We start from the raw sequence: 16,118 nt of genomic DNA, 5'->3' as shown, positions 1-16,118 counted from the left end.
ATTTTGATTGTGTTTAACCTTCTTGGTTGGCTATTTCCCAAAACTCGAAAGCTACATTTTTACAGTATGCTCCTCATGCTGTTTTCTTGGGGTGTTTTGGGCTTCTGGTATGGCTTTGGTTATTGCTTTTTAACCGATTGGCATTATACAATACTTCGTAAACTAGGCGAAACAAGCATGCCAAATAGTTACATTGCTTTTTTGATTGAAAAACTTACAGGCTGGTTACCCCAGGCCAGACTTGTTAATACAATGACGTTGGTAATTACTGTAATGGTTTTTATAGGTTCGGTTTGGGTCAATTTTTTTAGGAGAGGAAAGTGACATTATAGTTGTGTTCAATTAAAAGTCTTCCTATATTCATTCATAAATCGAAAATTTAGGTTAGAAAAAAAACCTTTCAGAGTTTAAAACTCTGAAAGGGTTAAATAATTTATTGAAAACGTTTAGTTTCTTTTACATCATCCATGGCATACCGCCGGCCCGCTCCTCGAAGTTTGCAACTTCGAGCTTAAAAACCTAATAAACCATCCCAACCTGTCCCAACCATCTCTAATGGTTCTCCCAAATTTTCTTGAAATGCGCGCTCCCCAAAGTCCTACGTCCGCTAGTCCTGGGTCAATTAACCTGACCACTACTTTGGAATTTGGTGCTTATAATTTGGAATTTCCTTTGGAATTTGGTACTTGAGTTTTTGGAATTTCCTTTGGAATTTTTAGCCCTGCACGTCCAATCACAAACCTGACCACTGCTGCTGATCACTGAATACTAAACATCAACCCCCAAAACCGCAACCCCACGCTTAGCTTCCAACTGCGTCATAACTCCATTCACCTCCTGATAAAACCGCACACCCATCACAGCAATACGCACACCCGTCCCGATTGGAGCAGCAACAGGATTTAAAGTAATGGAGTGATTCACATCATTTTTGGCAATATAGTAGTCGGCTGCCAAAAAAGCTTTCGCCTCTAGAACTTCAAAATCCATGAACACCACACCATACAGCAAGCTCACATGCGTAGCATATTCTGGGAAAGCAATCTTACTTACATCAAAATCAATACAACTACAACTGTGTGTAGTCATATCAACACTAAAACGATTACCCAAAACTTGATCCACCGTAAAACGTTCAGGATAAGAATAGGTCAGTAATAAATTGTGCCCGTCAGGAGTAGTTAGCCCTTGAGAAACCCGTCGCTCACCACGTTTGGAAACAGGGTCAAAGTTCTTAATCTGGACAAATAAACTAGTCATAGCACTATGCAACTTCCGCCCTTTTAATTTAGAAAGATAAGGATGCAGAGCATTCATAAATACACGTTTAACCGATGCACAATGCCCAAACTCAGAGGCATTTTCACGCACCCGCACCATGCTGTCCTTCGTCCTGATGGCATCACCATTAAATCCGCCACCGGCATCCCTGACTAAATTTTCACCACCATCCAGATAAAAGTTCATGCCTCCAATGGTGCCAGTAATTTTAAAAAGTCCTGTAACTCTTGCCATAACTTTAAGTTTTAAAAATATATACTAAAGTAATACAATAAACCAATATTACAAAAATATATAGCGTATTTAAAACAAATATATAACGAATGTATAGCGTATATACAGCGTATAAAATAGAATGTAAATGCAAGCAAAAATCATTGCTCCACCCGCATCAATGCTGGAACACAAACGCATTTATAATGAAGTAATCGCATTTCAGTGGCACAACCATCTCCGCAACATGATTTTCCCATTCAAACAATAGAAGTGGAGGATAAGCTGGAAAATCGAAGATTCAGCCTAAATAATCTCATCAAGTAAAAAGAAAGAATCCAATAGCCGTTCCTTTGGAATTTGGTATTTGAAATTTAGTACTTGTAATTTCAGACCTACAGTCTTACAGTTCTAAAATAGCTTTATTTAAACGGCTATTTCTTATAGGCTTGGATGCGTTTTAACAGTTGGTCACAGCTTTCTATACCTTTTTTTGAGGCCTCCATAGCAATTTTACTAGCGCCCTCTTTGCTTACCAATATATTATACAATAATTTTTTATCCTCAAAAACAAATTCATTGGTTTTGAATTTATCGTAATCTGTTTTATAGATGTATAAATCTGCTAAATATACTTTATGAATATTCTCCAAGCGTAAATACTCCGACTGGATGGTATTATAAGTATTATTATAGTGTGCTTCAATGGCTTTTCGTAGCTCAAAATCCTTGATAAGCTTAAAATCTCCCGAATTGACTAGTGTATTATAGGTGACGTTGTTGGATTTAAATGTTTCTAGTTCAGATACTTCAAAAACCAGAGCATTGTGCTGTCCGTTGAGCACTACTTCAGAACCTAAAATGGCTGTGATGTTGTTGATTTTATTCCTTTTGGTTTTAAATTGTTCGAGGTTGGCTTCTAGAATGTGTTTGTCTTGTTGCAGGTCGCTGGTTAGGTTATCTAAGTACATGGTGCCTAAGGCGTCATTGTCTTTTTGTACCGCACACTTGTTCAAACTAAAGGCAATGGTGATCCCAAGAATAACAATCAGTATTTCACCAAGCGCATATTTCCAATTAATTTTTTTCATAGGATAACATTGAAAATGATTCCTTAAAAATATGGAAAACTAGGCAATAAAAAAACCTCTTCTTTTGAGGAAGAGGTTCATTTTTAAATCCGTTTTTAAGGATTACATCATACCTGGCATACCGCCGCCCATGCCACCTGGCATTGACGGAGCATCTTCTTTAATATCAACCAGAGCACACTCGGTAGTTAAGATCATACCAGCAACCGAGGCAGCATTTTCTAAAGCCACGCGGGTAACTTTTTTAGGGTCGATGATACCAGCTTGGTGCATATCAACATACACATCATTTTTGGCATCGTAACCAAAATCTTTTTTCCCTTCGAGTACTTTATTAATAACCACAGAGCCTTCGCCACCTGCGTTTTCAACAATCGTTCTTAAAGGCGCTTCAATGGCTTTGTTTACGATTTGAACACCAGTGGTTTCATCTAAATTAGCCGTAGTTAATTTTTCTAGTGCTTTTTTAGCACGCACTAAGGCAACACCACCACCAGCAACAATACCTTCTTCAACCGCAGCTCTTGTTGCGTGAAGCGCATCGTCTACGCGGTCTTTCTTCTCTTTCATTTCTACTTCAGATGCGGCACCGATATACAATACAGCCACGCCACCAGCTAATTTAGCCAAGCGCTCTTGTAGTTTTTCTTTGTCGTAATCGGAAGTGGTAGTTTCAATTTGAGTTTTAATTTGGTTAACTCTCGCCTTAATATCGGCAGCTTTACCAGATCCATTCACGATAGTTGTGTTGTCTTTATCGATAGTAACAGTTTCCGCTGTTCCTAACATGTCTAAAGTCGCATTTTCTAATGTAAATCCGCGTTCTTCAGAAATAACAACACCACCAGTTAAAATGGCTATATCTTCTAACATAGCCTTACGTCGATCGCCAAAACCAGGTGCTTTTACAGCAGCGATTTTTAAACCACCGCGTAATTTATTTACTACTAAAGTAGCTAAGGCTTGGCCTTCAACATCTTCAGCAACAATTAACAATGGTCTTCCAGATTGCGCTACAGGCTCAAGGATTGGAAGAATTTCTTGAAGATTAGATATTTTCTTATCGATCAATAAAATGTACGGATTTTCTAAATCGGCAATCATTTTATCGGCATCGGTTACAAAATAAGGTGATAAATAACCACGGTCAAATTGCATACCTTCTACAATATCAACATAAGTATCTGTCCCTTTTGCTTCTTCAACAGTGATTACGCCTTCTTTTCCAACTTTCTGGAATGCTTGTGCGATTAGTTCACCAATAGTGTCATCGTTATTGGCAGAAATAGAAGCAACTTGCTTTATTTTTTCGGAAGAATTTCCAATTTTCTTGGCTTGTTTTTCAAGATCTTCGGTAATAGCTAATACCGCTTTATCGATACCGCGTTTTAAATCCATAGGATTGGCGCCAGCAGCAACGTTTTTCAAACCTTCTTTTACGATAGCTTGTGCCAAAACAGTTGCGGTTGTAGTTCCGTCACCTGCCAAATCATTCGTTTTTGAGGCTACTTCTTTTACCATTTGTGCACCCATATTTTCAAGTGCATCTTCTAATTCAATTTCTTTTGCAACAGTTACACCGTCTTTAGTGATTTGCGGTGCTCCGAAAGATTTGCTTATTATTACATTTCTTCCTTTTGGTCCTAGGGTTACTTTTACTGCATTTGCTAATGCATCAACACCACGTTTCAACCCGTCACGTGCATCTACATCAAATTTTATATCTTTTGCCATAATTGTTAATTTTTTATACCTGCGCAGGCAGGTATTTCGTTAATAAATTGATTTGTTTTTTTATTGAAAACAGATAATGATCTAAACTGTAATTGAGATTAGATTTATTGATTCTGAGATTCCGACTTACGAAGGAATAATTGCAAGAATATCGCTTTCGCGCATCATTAAATAATCTTTTCCTTCAAGTTTTAACTCGGTGCCAGAGTATTTTCCGTAAAGGACGCTGTCGCCAATTTTAACCGTTAACGGTTCATCTATCTTTCCAGTTCCAATGGCGATAACTTTGCCTTTTTGTGGTTTTTCTTTGGCGTTGTCTGGAATGATAATTCCCGAAGCTGTTGTAGTTTCAGCTTCCATTGGTTCAACAAGAACTCTGTCTGCTAAAGGTTTGATTTTTAAGCCCATATTCAATATGTTTTTTTAAATGAATTAAAATTGTTTTTACTATTCATGAATTAGCTAAAAATATGCCACTAGCACTTTACTGACAAAGTTTCATAGGCTTTGGAAATGTTGATAAAAACTGTCAGTAATAAGGTTGTTAAACATTGGGATGATTTCAAAAAAAAAGCCAGCTTAAGAAGCTGACTTTAGAATTTTATTTACCGTAACCAATTTATTCTTGGTTGCTGTCTGTGTTGTCGTTGGTTGTTGGTGCTGGCACATTAACAGGCGCAGTAGTTGTATTACTATCTTTAAGTGCTTTGGATTCTACATCGCCACCAATTCCTGGAATGGCAAAATTAGAAAGTAGAATAAGTACTAAAAGTAAAGTAGCCAAAGCCCAGGTGCTTTTATCTAAAAAGTCGCCTGTTTTTTTAACACCACCTAATTGTTGCGTTCCGCCGCCGCCGAATGATGAAGAGAGTCCGCCACCTTTTGGATTTTGAACCATAATGACTACAACTAATAAAAATGACACTGCCACTATTAGTATTAAGAAGATTGTAAAATTGCCCATTATAAATTATTTTTTTCTTGTAATTCTTTTACCTTTTTAATTTGGTCTGCAAAGAAACCACTTTTTTCTGGATATTTCAAACTTAAAATTTTATAAGACTGCATTGCTTTATCGTAGTTTTTTTGTTCTAGGTAAACCCTAGCTAAGGTCTCTGTCATAAAGCCGTCGCTCTTGTTATGGTCTGCTAATACAATCGGTTTTACTGGTGCTGTTTTCACAGGTTCAATTTTTGGATTGTTTAGTAAAAACTTATCAATTAACGCCATTTTTTTTGTAATCGGCAAACTAGTTTCGTCTGTTTTCTCGGATGTTGACCGCACTTCATCGCGTTCGATAGGTTTAAATGAAGTAATTTTTAACCATTCTGTAAATGAATGCGTTTCCGTTTTATCAAACTCCAATGGTTTGCCAATATTTAAAGTATTTTCTACCTCTTCAATTTCAGAAACATCTACAGAGATTATCGGATTGGACTCGGTTATTTTTTCTTTTTTAGTTTCGAATAAATAAGGGTCTAATACGCCTTCACTGGCTTGTATGTGCTGCTTTAAAGCATCGTCTATAGTAACGCTTTTTTCAACTGAGATATCTTCAACTTCAAAGACCGTAATGTTTTTAATTTGCTCGGAGTTGCGTTTGATTTGTTCCGAAATTTCGTTTTGATTAAATATTTCGGAAGTTATAAAATCAAATAGAACACTCCTGTCTGTTGTAATTGATGCGGTGGTTTTAAGTTGTTGGTTGTATTTAAAACTTTCTTTGTTTTTAAGACCTCTAAGGTATAAGGCGTGCGCAGGCTGAAAATAGGGAAACTGTTCAGTGATATTTGAGACTGCATTTGTTTCTTCCGAATTAATTTTTTCGGGATGTTGCAGTAAATATGTAAAGTTTTCTGCTGTCATGTTGTTACCAATTGGCTAAGGAGGCGTTAAAAATATCTTGGGTGATACGTTCAAAAATCTCGGCAACTGCAGTGTCTTTTTGAGAACCAATAAGTTGTTCTGCTCCTTCGTAATCAAAAAAGAAAGAGAAGCGTTGATCAAAATTGGCTTCTTCTTTAGTATTATTAAAAAACCGAACCTGAACAGTTATGGTTAAACGGTTTTGTGCGGCTCTATCGCCAGCAATTGCAGTTGTTGGCGAGATTCTATATTCAACAATTTCGCCTTCATAAATTAAATCGCCTCCAGAATTAACCAAACTTAATTTGGTTTGATTTTGAATTAAATCCTGTAAAGCATTAGTGAAGTCAATATCAAGACCTGGTTCAATAAGAGGCGCGTTATTTTGGAAAAAGTTAACCTGAAAGCTTTCTGCGGTTCCAGTATCGGCACCTGTAAAGGAGTAAAATCCACAGTTTTGAAATAAGGTACAAGCTATTAAAAAGCAAATAATTTGATATGTTTTCATTTATAATATTACGTTATTTAAAACTTAACGACCCGTTACAAGTCATATTGTTTAATTTTTCGGTACAAGGTACGTTCGCTTATGCCTAATTCCGCAGCGGCAAGTTTTCGTTTGCCACTATGGCGTTCAAGAGATTTCTTGATAAGTTCTAATTCTTTATCGTGTAATGACAGTGTTTCTTCTTCTTCAATTTCTTCAGCAAAATCGTATTTATCGCTAGCAGTATTAGTATCCTTTTCAATAATTTCGGTACGTTCAGGTATACTGAGAACGTCCATATCCTCGTCAGGCGTTTCAAAATCTATATCGTCTTCTTCACCATAAATTTTTTGAATTAGACTTTCGTTATTTTTTTGAACGTCGTTGGCATTGCCTGATTTCATAAGTTCCATAGTTAACTTTTTAAGGTCGTTTAGGTCACTTTTCATATCAAACAATACCTTATATAGAATTTCGCGTTCGTTGCTAAAGTCGCTTTCAGTCTTTGTTTTACCTACAACGGCAGGTAAATAGCTGTCACTCTGCGGTAAGTATCCACGTAAAGATGTGGCTGAAATATTGCGTTCGTGCTCAAGTACAGAGAGCTGTTCGGCCACATTGCGCAATTGTCTAATGTTTCCGTTCCATCGGTATTTTTGAAGTAAAAGTACGGCGTCATCAGAAAGTTTGATGGGAGGCATTTTGTATTTGGAAGCAAAATCGCTAGCAAATTTTCTGAACAACAAATGAATATCTTCTTTCCGGTCACGAAGTGGTGGCAATGAAATTTCTACGGTGCTCAACCTATAATATAAATCTTCTCGGAATTTTTCCTTTTTAATAGCCTCAAACATGTTGAGGTTGGTGGCTGCAACGATTCGCACATCGGTTTTTTGAACCTGACTGGACCCTACTTTTAAAAATTCGCCATTTTCTAAAACCCGCAATAAACGCACCTGGGTTGTAAGCGGTAATTCCCCAACTTCATCTAAAAATATAGTGCCGCCATCAGCAACTTCAAAATAACCATTTCGTGTTTGAGTAGCGCCAGTAAACGCGCCTTTCTCGTGACCAAAAAGCTCGCTATCAATGGTGCCTTCAGGAATGGCGCCACAGTTTACGGCAATATATTTGGCATGCTTACGGTGTGACAATTGGTGAATTATCTTAGGAACACTTTCTTTACCAACACCACTTTCACCCGTAACCAAAACCGAAATATCAGTTGGTGCTACCTGAATGGCCTTTTCTATGGCACGGTTTAGTTTTGGATCATTTCCAATAATTCCAAAACGTTGTTTTATAACTTGCGTTGATTCCATATTTTAAATTTCCGCGTATGCGGAAATCTCATTAATTAGTTAACAAATTGAAAGGTTTCAGACTGTTCAATTAATACACCATCTCCCAAATCGTAACTTCCACCTCGGCTAGTAATCTTGGTGTCGTTGTCGTAAGTAATAGTGAAATTCACCGTGCCCTCTGGTGTAGTAATACCTATCCAGTTGTTAGAACTTGCAAATTGTGCCAAGGTACTGCCAACTTCGTCTAAATAATCGTCGTTAAAAAATGAAAGGTAATATTGATCGCTAAAGGCTTCTTTAAGTGGATTGGTGTTGATGTCGAAAACAAAATCAGAAGAAGTGTTATCTTCCCCGGAAATAACAGATGCTATGCAATTTCCATTACCATCATAGCTCAATACCTCGGTGAGAATAGCGTTGGTACCATCAAAAGATTCCTTTTTCACTAATTGATTGCTGTTGTTGAAAGTGAAAACGGTTGAAATATTAGAGCCAACTTCGGTTTGGGTAACGGTATTACCATTATAGCTAAAGTTATAGGTGTAATCATCTTCATCGTCTGGAATATAATTATAATCTATTTCTGAAATATTACCATCGCTGTAGGTTAGTATTGTTTCATTGGTAGTCACTCCAGAAGAAACACTCGTAAAACCGGTAACTCGACCTGCATTATCGCGCGAAAAACTCAAATTTTCTGTAGAAGTTGTTCCGAAAAATGTGGAGGCAACAGTTGCTGTACTTGCACGATTGTTGGCGTTAAAATTAAAATCGGTGTTTACAATGATGGTTCCAAAAAGAGGTACTGTTGAATTCATGTCGTAACTGTACTGACTAAGTGCTAATGGGTCGTCGTTATTGTTATTGCCGTTGTTATTGCCGTTTCCATTATTGTTTTCGTTGTTGTTAACAACATCCGCGTCAAGCGGTTCGTTGTCGCAAGCTGTAAAAATGGTGATTGATAATAAAATTAGGATGAGTTGTTTCATTGGTTTGGGTTAATTGTTCATATTTGAATAGCCAACAGCCTCACCAATAAGTGTTGCGCTGGTGCAATCAGTAATTCTTACGTTTACAAAATCACCAGGTTTGTAATGTTCTTTAGGAAAAACCACTACGGTATTTTGGCTGTTTCTGCCTGACCAATGTGCCTCAGATTTTTTGGATGATTTTTCAATCAGCACTTCCTCAACTTTACCTAGGTGTTGTTGTGTTCTAAAATAACTGTGTTCGCGTTGTAGGTCAATAATTTCCTGCAAACGACGTTTTTTTGTTTCTTCAGGTATATCGTCTGCCATTTTTCTTTCGGCCAAGGTGCCTGGTCGCTCAGAATAGGCAAACATAAATCCAAAATCGTATTTGACGCGTTCCATTAAACTTAAGGTGTCTTGATGATCTTCTTCAGTTTCAGTTGGAAATCCGGTTATCATATCTTGACTGATGCCGCAATCAGGGATGCGTGTTTTAATGTTGTCTATTAATTCAAAATATTCCTCACGCGTGTGCTGGCGGTTCATCGCCTTAAGAATACGATTGCTACCACTTTGAACAGGCAAGTGAATATAATTGCAAATATTATGGTGCTTAGCCATGGTATCGATGACGTCTAAAGTCATATCCTGTGGATTGGATGTAGAGAACCTAAATCGCATTTTAGGAAACTGAGTTGCACACGCATCTAATAACTGCGCAAAGTTTACGGCAGTTGCTTTTTGTATGTCACTGGCTTTTTCATAGTCTTTTTTGAGTCCGCCACCATAATAAAGATAGCTATCTACATTTTGACCAAGAAGTGTAATTTCTTTAAAACCACGTTGCCAAAGATCTTTAATTTCATCTAAAATACTTTGAGGTTCGCGACTGCGTTCACGACCTCTTGTAAAAGGCACCACGCAGAAGGTGCACATATTATCGCAGCCACGGGTGATTGATACGAAAGCAGTAACACCGTTGGAGTTAAGTCGGACTGGCGCAATATCGCCATAGGTTTCATCTTTAGATAAAATCACATTAACGGCATTGCGACCTTCGTCAACTTCTTCTAATAAATTAGGTAAATCTTTATAAGCATCGGGTCCAACCACCAGATCTACCATTTTTTCTTCTTCAAGAAACTTGCTTTTTAATCGTTCGGCCATACAGCCCAGAACGCCAATTTTCATGGTAGGATTTATTTTTCTGACGGCGTTATATTTTTCCAAACGTTTTCTAACCGTTTGTTCAGCTTTGTCTCTAATTGAACAAGTGTTCACTAAAACAAGGTCAGCTTCTTCGAGGTTTTGTGTAGTATTGTAACCATTGTTGGCCAAAATGGAAGCGACAATTTCACTATCGCTAAAATTCATTTGGCAACCATAACTTTCTATAAAAAGTTTGCGTGTATTCTCGGGTTTTGCTTCAAGAATAAGTTGTTCGCCTTGTTTGTTTTCGTCAATGATTTTTTCCATAGTTATTTCAATACAGCCTACTAATCAATAAGTTTGCAAAGATACGGTATAAATTGGAATTGTGACAAATTGTCAGCGTGTTTTTTTAATTCAAATTGGTCAATAAGCCTTGATTTGTAGTTGAAATATTTATTGTTCAAGGTTGATAATTGACGCAATTAAGGTTAATTACCTCAACGAATCAAAAAATTGAGGCATCACCAAAGAAAATTATCTGGATTGTGATTTAAGTTTTTAAATTAATTTGAAATTCTAGTCCTTAGTCGTTGAAAATGAACTAAAATTAAAAGAGTTTATTTTTGGTATTCGAGACCAAATTAGGTTTGTATCTCAATTTTCATATACATTTGTATCCTTAAAAAGCAAAGCATGTCAAAGAATCTTGTAATCGTTGAGTCACCCGCAAAAGCAAAAACCATTGAAAAATTTCTTGGAAAAGATTATACTGTAGCGTCCAGTTTTGGACATATTTCAGATTTGCCTTCCAAAGAATTAGGTGTTGATGTAGATGGTGATTTTAAACCTAAATATCAAGTTTCTAAAGATAAGCGCGACGTTGTAAAAAAATTGAAGGAGCTAGCGAATAAGGCCGATATGGTGTGGCTGGCAAGTGATGAGGATCGCGAGGGAGAAGCCATTGCTTGGCATTTAGCAGAAGAATTAAAACTTGATAAAGCAAAAACAAAGCGTATTGTTTTTCATGAAATTACTAAATCGGCCATCGATAAAGCCATAGCCAATCCACGTGAAATAGATTATAATTTAGTTGATGCGCAACAAGCACGTCGTGTATTAGACAGAATTGTAGGTTACGAACTGTCACCAGTGTTATGGCGCAAGGTTAAAGGCGGACTTTCCGCAGGCCGCGTGCAGTCGGTTTCGGTGAGGCTAATTGTTGAAAGAGAGCGCGAAATTCAAGAATTTAATCCCGTTGCATCTTTCAGGATTGATGCCGAATTTGCCAATGAAGCCGGGCAAACATTTAAAGCAAAACTCAATTCAAACTTTTCTAAAAAGGAGGAAGCTTCTAAGTTTTTAGAGCGCAATGTAGATGCGACGTTTAAAGTTGGGAGTCTCGATAAAAAACCAGCTAAAAAATCGCCGTCGCCTCCATTTACAACTTCTACCTTGCAACAGGAAGCGTCAAGAAAATTGGGCTTTTCAGTTAGCAGAACCATGAGTGCCGCGCAACGTTTATACGAAGCGGGTTTTATTACTTATATGAGAACGGATAGTGTTAATTTATCTGTAGAAGCGCAAAACGCCGCTGCCGAAGAAATTAATAAAAGTTATGGTGCAAAATTTAGCAAAACACGCCAGTACAAAGGAAAAAGCAAAGGCGCACAAGAAGCACACGAGGCAATCAGACCTACCAATTTTGGTCAAAACTCAGTAAATGTTGAGCGTGACCAAGCAAAATTGTATGAATTAATATGGAAACGCGCCATCGCCTCACAAATGAGTGACGCAGAGTTGGAGCGGACCAATGTTAAAATTGAAGCTTCAACCCATAAAGAACAATTTACTGCCAATGGTGAAGTCATTACATTTGAAGGGTTTTTAAAAGTTTATCTTGAAAGTACAGACGATGAAGATACAGAGCAGGAAGGCATGTTGCCAGCAATGAAGTTAAATGAGCGCCTCACTAATAATTATATTACCGCCACAGAACGATTTACAAGACCACCATACCGATACACTGAAGCGTCACTGGTAAAACAGTTAGAAGAATTAGGTATTGGCCGACCGTCAACCTACGCACCAACCATTTCAACCATACAAAATAGAAATTACGTTGAAAAAGGAACTGTTGATGGTGTTGAAAGAAAATATATACAATCCACTTTAAAAAACGGAAAGGTTACTGAAAAGGTCCTTTCTGAAAAAGTTGGTTCAGATAAGGGAAAATTAGTACCTACCGATATTGGAATGATTGTTACCGATTTTTTAGTCAATCACTTTGAAAGTATTCTTGACTATAATTTTACGGCCAAAGTAGAAGAAGATTTTGACGATATTGCTGAAGGCAAAGAAGATTGGACCAAAATGATGCGTACGTTTTACGATAAATTTCATCCCAATGTCACCGATGTACAAGAAAATGCTGAACGCGAATCAGGAGAGCGCGTGCTTGGTACCGACCCAAAAACCGGAAGACAAGTAAGTGTACGATTGGGTAAATTTGGCCCTATGGTACAAATAGGTACAGCCGAGGAAGAAGAAAAACCATTATTTGCAAGTCTATCGCCCGACCAGCAGCTCAATACCATTACTTTTGAAGATGCTATGGATTTGTTCAAGCTGCCAAAACAGCTAGGTACTTATAAAAATGAAGAAGTGGAAGTTAATAATGGCAGATTTGGACCTTATGTTCGTTATGGTAAGAAGTTTGTGTCATTACCGCCTGGTGTAGATGCGTTGAGTGTTGAAATGGACGATGCAATCGACTTAATTAAAGAAAAGGAAGAAGCAGATGCGCCAATTTTTACTTACAAAGACAAACCTGTGATTAAAGGTAAAGGGAGATTTGGTCCATTTATTAAATGGGACAATACCTTTATAAATGTCAATAAAAAATACGATTGGGATAATTTGTCATTTGAGGATGTTCAAACCTTAATTGAGGATAAAATTCAGAAAGACAAAGATAAAATTATCAACCATTGGGAAAAGGAAGGTATTACTGTTGAAAAAGCGCGTTGGGGACGTCACAACATCATCAAAGGTAAAATCAAAATAGAACTGGACAAATCGGTTGATGCTTCTAAAATCACTTTAGAAAAGGCACAAGAACTTATCGAAAGTAAAACTCCTAAGAAAAAAACTGTTAAAAAAGCTACTTCGAAGAAAACAACCGCAAAAAAGAAATAGGAAAACTTATTTTTTAATTAACTTTGGCAGAATAAATATACTATTACCCTCATTAGTTATATGAATTTTGATTTTCTCTCGCCTGTTTCTGAATTCGTTATTGCTAAAAACGAACTCAATACACCGCAATCTCTCGGAAAAAAGTGTAAAATTCATTCCAAGCAAAATGGCCTCCCAGATTTAGAAGATATTCAAATTGCAATTTTAGGCGTTCTCGAAAACCGAAATGATGTTAATTATATGGCTGAGCAGCTCAATTTTGATGCTGTGCGGACTTCCCTATACCAATTATTTCCAGGTAATTGGCATACCCAACTAGCAGATTTAGGAGATATCAAACCTGGTGAGAGCGTTGAGGATACCTATTTTGCACTTAAAACAGCAATTTCAATTCTGGTTGAGAAACAGATAATTCCTCTTCTCATTGGTGGCAGTCAAGATTTAATGTATGCTGTTTATCGCGCTTTTGATACGATTACGCCTATGGTAAATATTGTAAATGTAGATACCAATTTTGATTTAGGCGATTCTAATCTTCCTATAAAAAACAACAGTTATTTAGGAAAAGTCATTTTAGACAAACCCTACAATCTTTTTAATTACAGCGTTATTGGTTATCAAACCTATTTTAATTCTCAAGAAGAAATAGATTTGATGGATAAGCTCTACTTTGAAGCTTACCGCTTGGGTGAAATCACCTCTAATACGCAGCTGGTAGAACCAGTAATGCGCGATGCAACCATTGTGGGCTTAGATCTAAAATCAGTTAAAGCATCCGAAGTAGGTAGAAAGCAGCAATATTCACCAAATGGATTTAGCGGTCAACAAATCTGCGCTATTGCCAGATACGCCGGAATTAGCAACAAAGTTAGAACCTTTGGTATATACGAATACAAGTTTGCGCCCAATGAAGTAACCGATATGCTGATGGCTCAAATTCTATGGTATTTTATTGAAGGCGTAAATTGTCGTATCAAAGACGATAGTTTTTCAAACTTGAATGATTATCAAAAATATAATGTGTTGGTGGAAGATGAAGAGCTTATATTTATAAAAAGTATAAAAACAGGACGCTGGTGGATTGAAATTCCTTTTTTACCAGACGTCAATAATAAATTAAAGAAGCACACGTTATTACCTTGCATGCATCAAGATTACACTGATGCAAGTCATGGTAAAATACCAGAAAGATGGTATAAAGCGTATAAGAAGAATAGTTTTTGAATATTTAGTTTACCTAAATTTAACATGCGTTTCATCGATAAAATGTATTTTTTATAGGACGAAATGCAAATATTATGAAAAAAAAGTTGCGTAATTGAAAATATATAGATATGTTTACGCCCTTGTAATTAACGACAACTAATTTAACCTCGAGTTTCTATGAATATAAAGAAGTTTGTTTTACTTATTACAGTTATTGCCTTCATCACCAGTTGTAATTCAGGTGATCGTGGTCAATTAGTAGGAGTAAAAGGAAAAAAATGGCACCCAGAAAAACCTTATGGTATGACTTTAGTTCCTGGTGGTGCTTTTATAATGGGAAAATCCGACGATGATATTGCCGGAATTAACGATGCGCCGACCAGAACGGCGACCGTAAGAGCCTTTTATATGGATGAAACTGAAATCACAAATAGTGAATACCGTCAGTTTGTTCACTGGGTTAGAGATTCTATTATCAGAAGAAAGTTAGCGATTATTGCTGATGATTTCGCTTTAGTACCAGGAGACGGTGGTACAGGTGAGTTTGCGTTTTTAGATGCAAATCCTGATGAAATGAATGTTTACGAAAAATATATGTACGATAACTATTATTCTTTTTCTTTAGATTATGATGGAAGAAAGGTTAATAAGCGTGTTGACTTAATTTTTAAAACAGATGACTATCCAGACGAATATTACGCTGAAGTAATGGATTCGATGTATTTACCACTAGAAGAATCTTACAACGGTGTTAGAACCTGGAATGTGAAGCAATTTAAGTTCCGCTATACCGATATGGATATTGAAGCTGCTGCAAAAAATAAAAATCTAAAACGTTCAGATTTTATAACTCAAGAAGACGTTGAAATTTATCCTGATACAACTGCTTGGATTAGAGATTTCGCATATTCTTATAATGAACCAATGCACAACGATTACTTCTGGCACGATGCTTACGGAGATTATCCAGTGGTTGGAGTTACCTGGAAACAAGCAAACGCTTTTTGCCAATGGAGAACTTTATATCACAACGGATTTAGAAAAAGTAAAGGCAAGCAACCTGTAAATAAATATAGATTGCCTTCAGAAGCTGAATGGGAATATGCCGCTCGTGGTGGCTTGCAAGGTGCAACCTATCCTTGGGGTGGTCCTTATGCTAAAAACGATAGAGGTTGTTTTATGGCAAACTTCAAACCATTGCGTGGTGATTACGCAGCAGATCAAGCCTTATATACCGTTGAAGCGAAGTCTTACGATCCTAACGATTTCAACCTATACAATATGGCAGGCAACGTATCGGAATGGGTTCATGGTTCATACGACCCAGGATCCTACGAATATTCTTCAACTATTAATCCAAACGTGAATGACAAAAACAACAACCGAAAGGTAGTAAGAGGAGGCTCATGGAAAGACGTAGCGTACTTCTTACAAGTTAGCACGAGAGATTATGAATATGCCGATTCGGCTAGAAGTTATATTGGTTTCAGAACAGTTCAAGATTATATGGGAACTGAAATAACTCAGAATGCAGCAACAAATTAACAATAAACAATTAAATTCAACTAAACAACTAATTATTAACCTACTTAAGTTATTGTAACTTAAAATTAAAATT

The 16,118-nt window shown here is 36.9% G+C and carries 14 protein-coding genes; 4 read left to right on the top strand and 10 right to left on the bottom strand.

Annotated elements, in window-relative coordinates:
* Positions 1-324: DUF2784 family protein (locus V7Z48_RS12320; RefSeq protein WP_334113848.1), on the top strand; the 324-nt coding region annotated here is incomplete at its 5' end.
* 444 nt (positions 325-768) lie between these two features.
* Here the strand turns inward: V7Z48_RS12320 and V7Z48_RS12315 are convergent.
* From V7Z48_RS12315 to miaB, 10 genes are all read right to left on the bottom strand, one after another.
* Positions 769-1,515 carry a hypothetical protein gene (locus V7Z48_RS12315; RefSeq protein WP_334113847.1) on the bottom strand — a complete coding sequence of 249 codons (747 nt, stop codon included), beginning with the start codon at positions 1,513-1,515 and terminating at the stop codon, positions 769-771.
* 413 nt (positions 1,516-1,928) lie between these two features.
* A complete protein-coding gene (locus V7Z48_RS12310) occupies positions 1,929-2,585 on the bottom strand; it encodes a hypothetical protein (RefSeq protein WP_334113846.1) in 657 nt (218 codons plus the stop codon).
* A gap of 102 nt (positions 2,586-2,687) precedes the next feature.
* A complete protein-coding gene (gene groL / locus V7Z48_RS12305; RefSeq protein ID WP_334113845.1) occupies positions 2,688-4,319 on the bottom strand; it encodes a chaperonin GroEL in 1,632 nt (543 codons plus the stop codon).
* Between the two features lie 126 nt (positions 4,320-4,445).
* A complete protein-coding gene (locus tag V7Z48_RS12300; protein ID WP_334113844.1) occupies positions 4,446-4,727 on the bottom strand; it encodes a co-chaperone GroES in 282 nt (93 codons plus the stop codon).
* Positions 4,728-4,938: 211 nt separating this feature from the next.
* A complete protein-coding gene (gene secG / locus V7Z48_RS12295; RefSeq protein ID WP_334113842.1) occupies positions 4,939-5,283 on the bottom strand; it encodes a preprotein translocase subunit SecG in 345 nt (114 codons plus the stop codon).
* On the bottom strand, positions 5,283-6,185 hold the full coding sequence (locus V7Z48_RS12290) for a hypothetical protein (protein ID WP_334113841.1): 903 nt from the start codon (positions 6,183-6,185) through the stop codon (positions 5,283-5,285). Before V7Z48_RS12290 ends, secG begins: the two co-directional genes overlap by 1 nt.
* A 4-nt stretch (positions 6,186-6,189) precedes the next feature.
* A complete protein-coding gene (locus tag V7Z48_RS12285) occupies positions 6,190-6,693 on the bottom strand; it encodes an LptE family protein (RefSeq protein WP_334113839.1) in 504 nt (167 codons plus the stop codon).
* Positions 6,694-6,728: 35 nt separating this feature from the next.
* Positions 6,729-7,994: a sigma-54 interaction domain-containing protein gene (locus tag V7Z48_RS12280; protein WP_334113837.1), complete on the bottom strand. Its 1,266-nt coding sequence runs from the start codon at positions 7,992-7,994 to the stop codon at positions 6,729-6,731.
* Positions 7,995-8,029: 35 nt separating this feature from the next.
* Positions 8,030-8,965 (bottom strand): hypothetical protein, encoded by a 936-nt coding sequence (locus V7Z48_RS12275; RefSeq protein ID WP_334113836.1) that lies wholly within the window; start codon positions 8,963-8,965, stop codon positions 8,030-8,032.
* A 9-nt stretch (positions 8,966-8,974) separates the two neighbouring features.
* Positions 8,975-10,423 (bottom strand): tRNA (N6-isopentenyl adenosine(37)-C2)-methylthiotransferase MiaB, encoded by a 1,449-nt coding sequence (gene miaB, locus V7Z48_RS12270; RefSeq protein WP_334113834.1) that lies wholly within the window; start codon positions 10,421-10,423, stop codon positions 8,975-8,977.
* A gap of 369 nt (positions 10,424-10,792) precedes the next feature.
* Between miaB and topA the strand changes: the two genes are divergently transcribed.
* The 3 genes from topA (at position 10,793) to porK (ending at position 16,045) form a co-directional block, all read left to right on the top strand.
* Complete coding sequence (topA, locus tag V7Z48_RS12265) at positions 10,793-13,294, top strand: type I DNA topoisomerase (RefSeq protein ID WP_334113833.1); 2,502 nt, start codon at positions 10,793-10,795, stop codon at positions 13,292-13,294.
* 60 nt (positions 13,295-13,354) lie between these two features.
* Entirely contained in the window at positions 13,355-14,518 is a 1,164-nt protein-coding gene (locus V7Z48_RS12260; RefSeq protein WP_334113831.1) for a formimidoylglutamase, read from the top strand.
* A 165-nt stretch (positions 14,519-14,683) separates the two neighbouring features.
* Positions 14,684-16,045, top strand: a complete 1,362-nt coding sequence (porK, locus tag V7Z48_RS12255) for a type IX secretion system lipoprotein PorK/GldK (RefSeq protein WP_442954717.1) — start codon at positions 14,684-14,686, stop codon at positions 16,043-16,045.
* Positions 16,046-16,118 lie beyond the last annotated feature (73 nt).

The sequence above is a fragment of the Paucihalobacter sp. genome (genome assembly GCF_036825875.1).
Taxonomy (GTDB): domain Bacteria; phylum Bacteroidota; class Bacteroidia; order Flavobacteriales; family Flavobacteriaceae; genus Paucihalobacter.
Note: the sequence above shows the minus strand (reverse complement) of the source record. Positions and strands in the feature narration are given on the sequence as shown.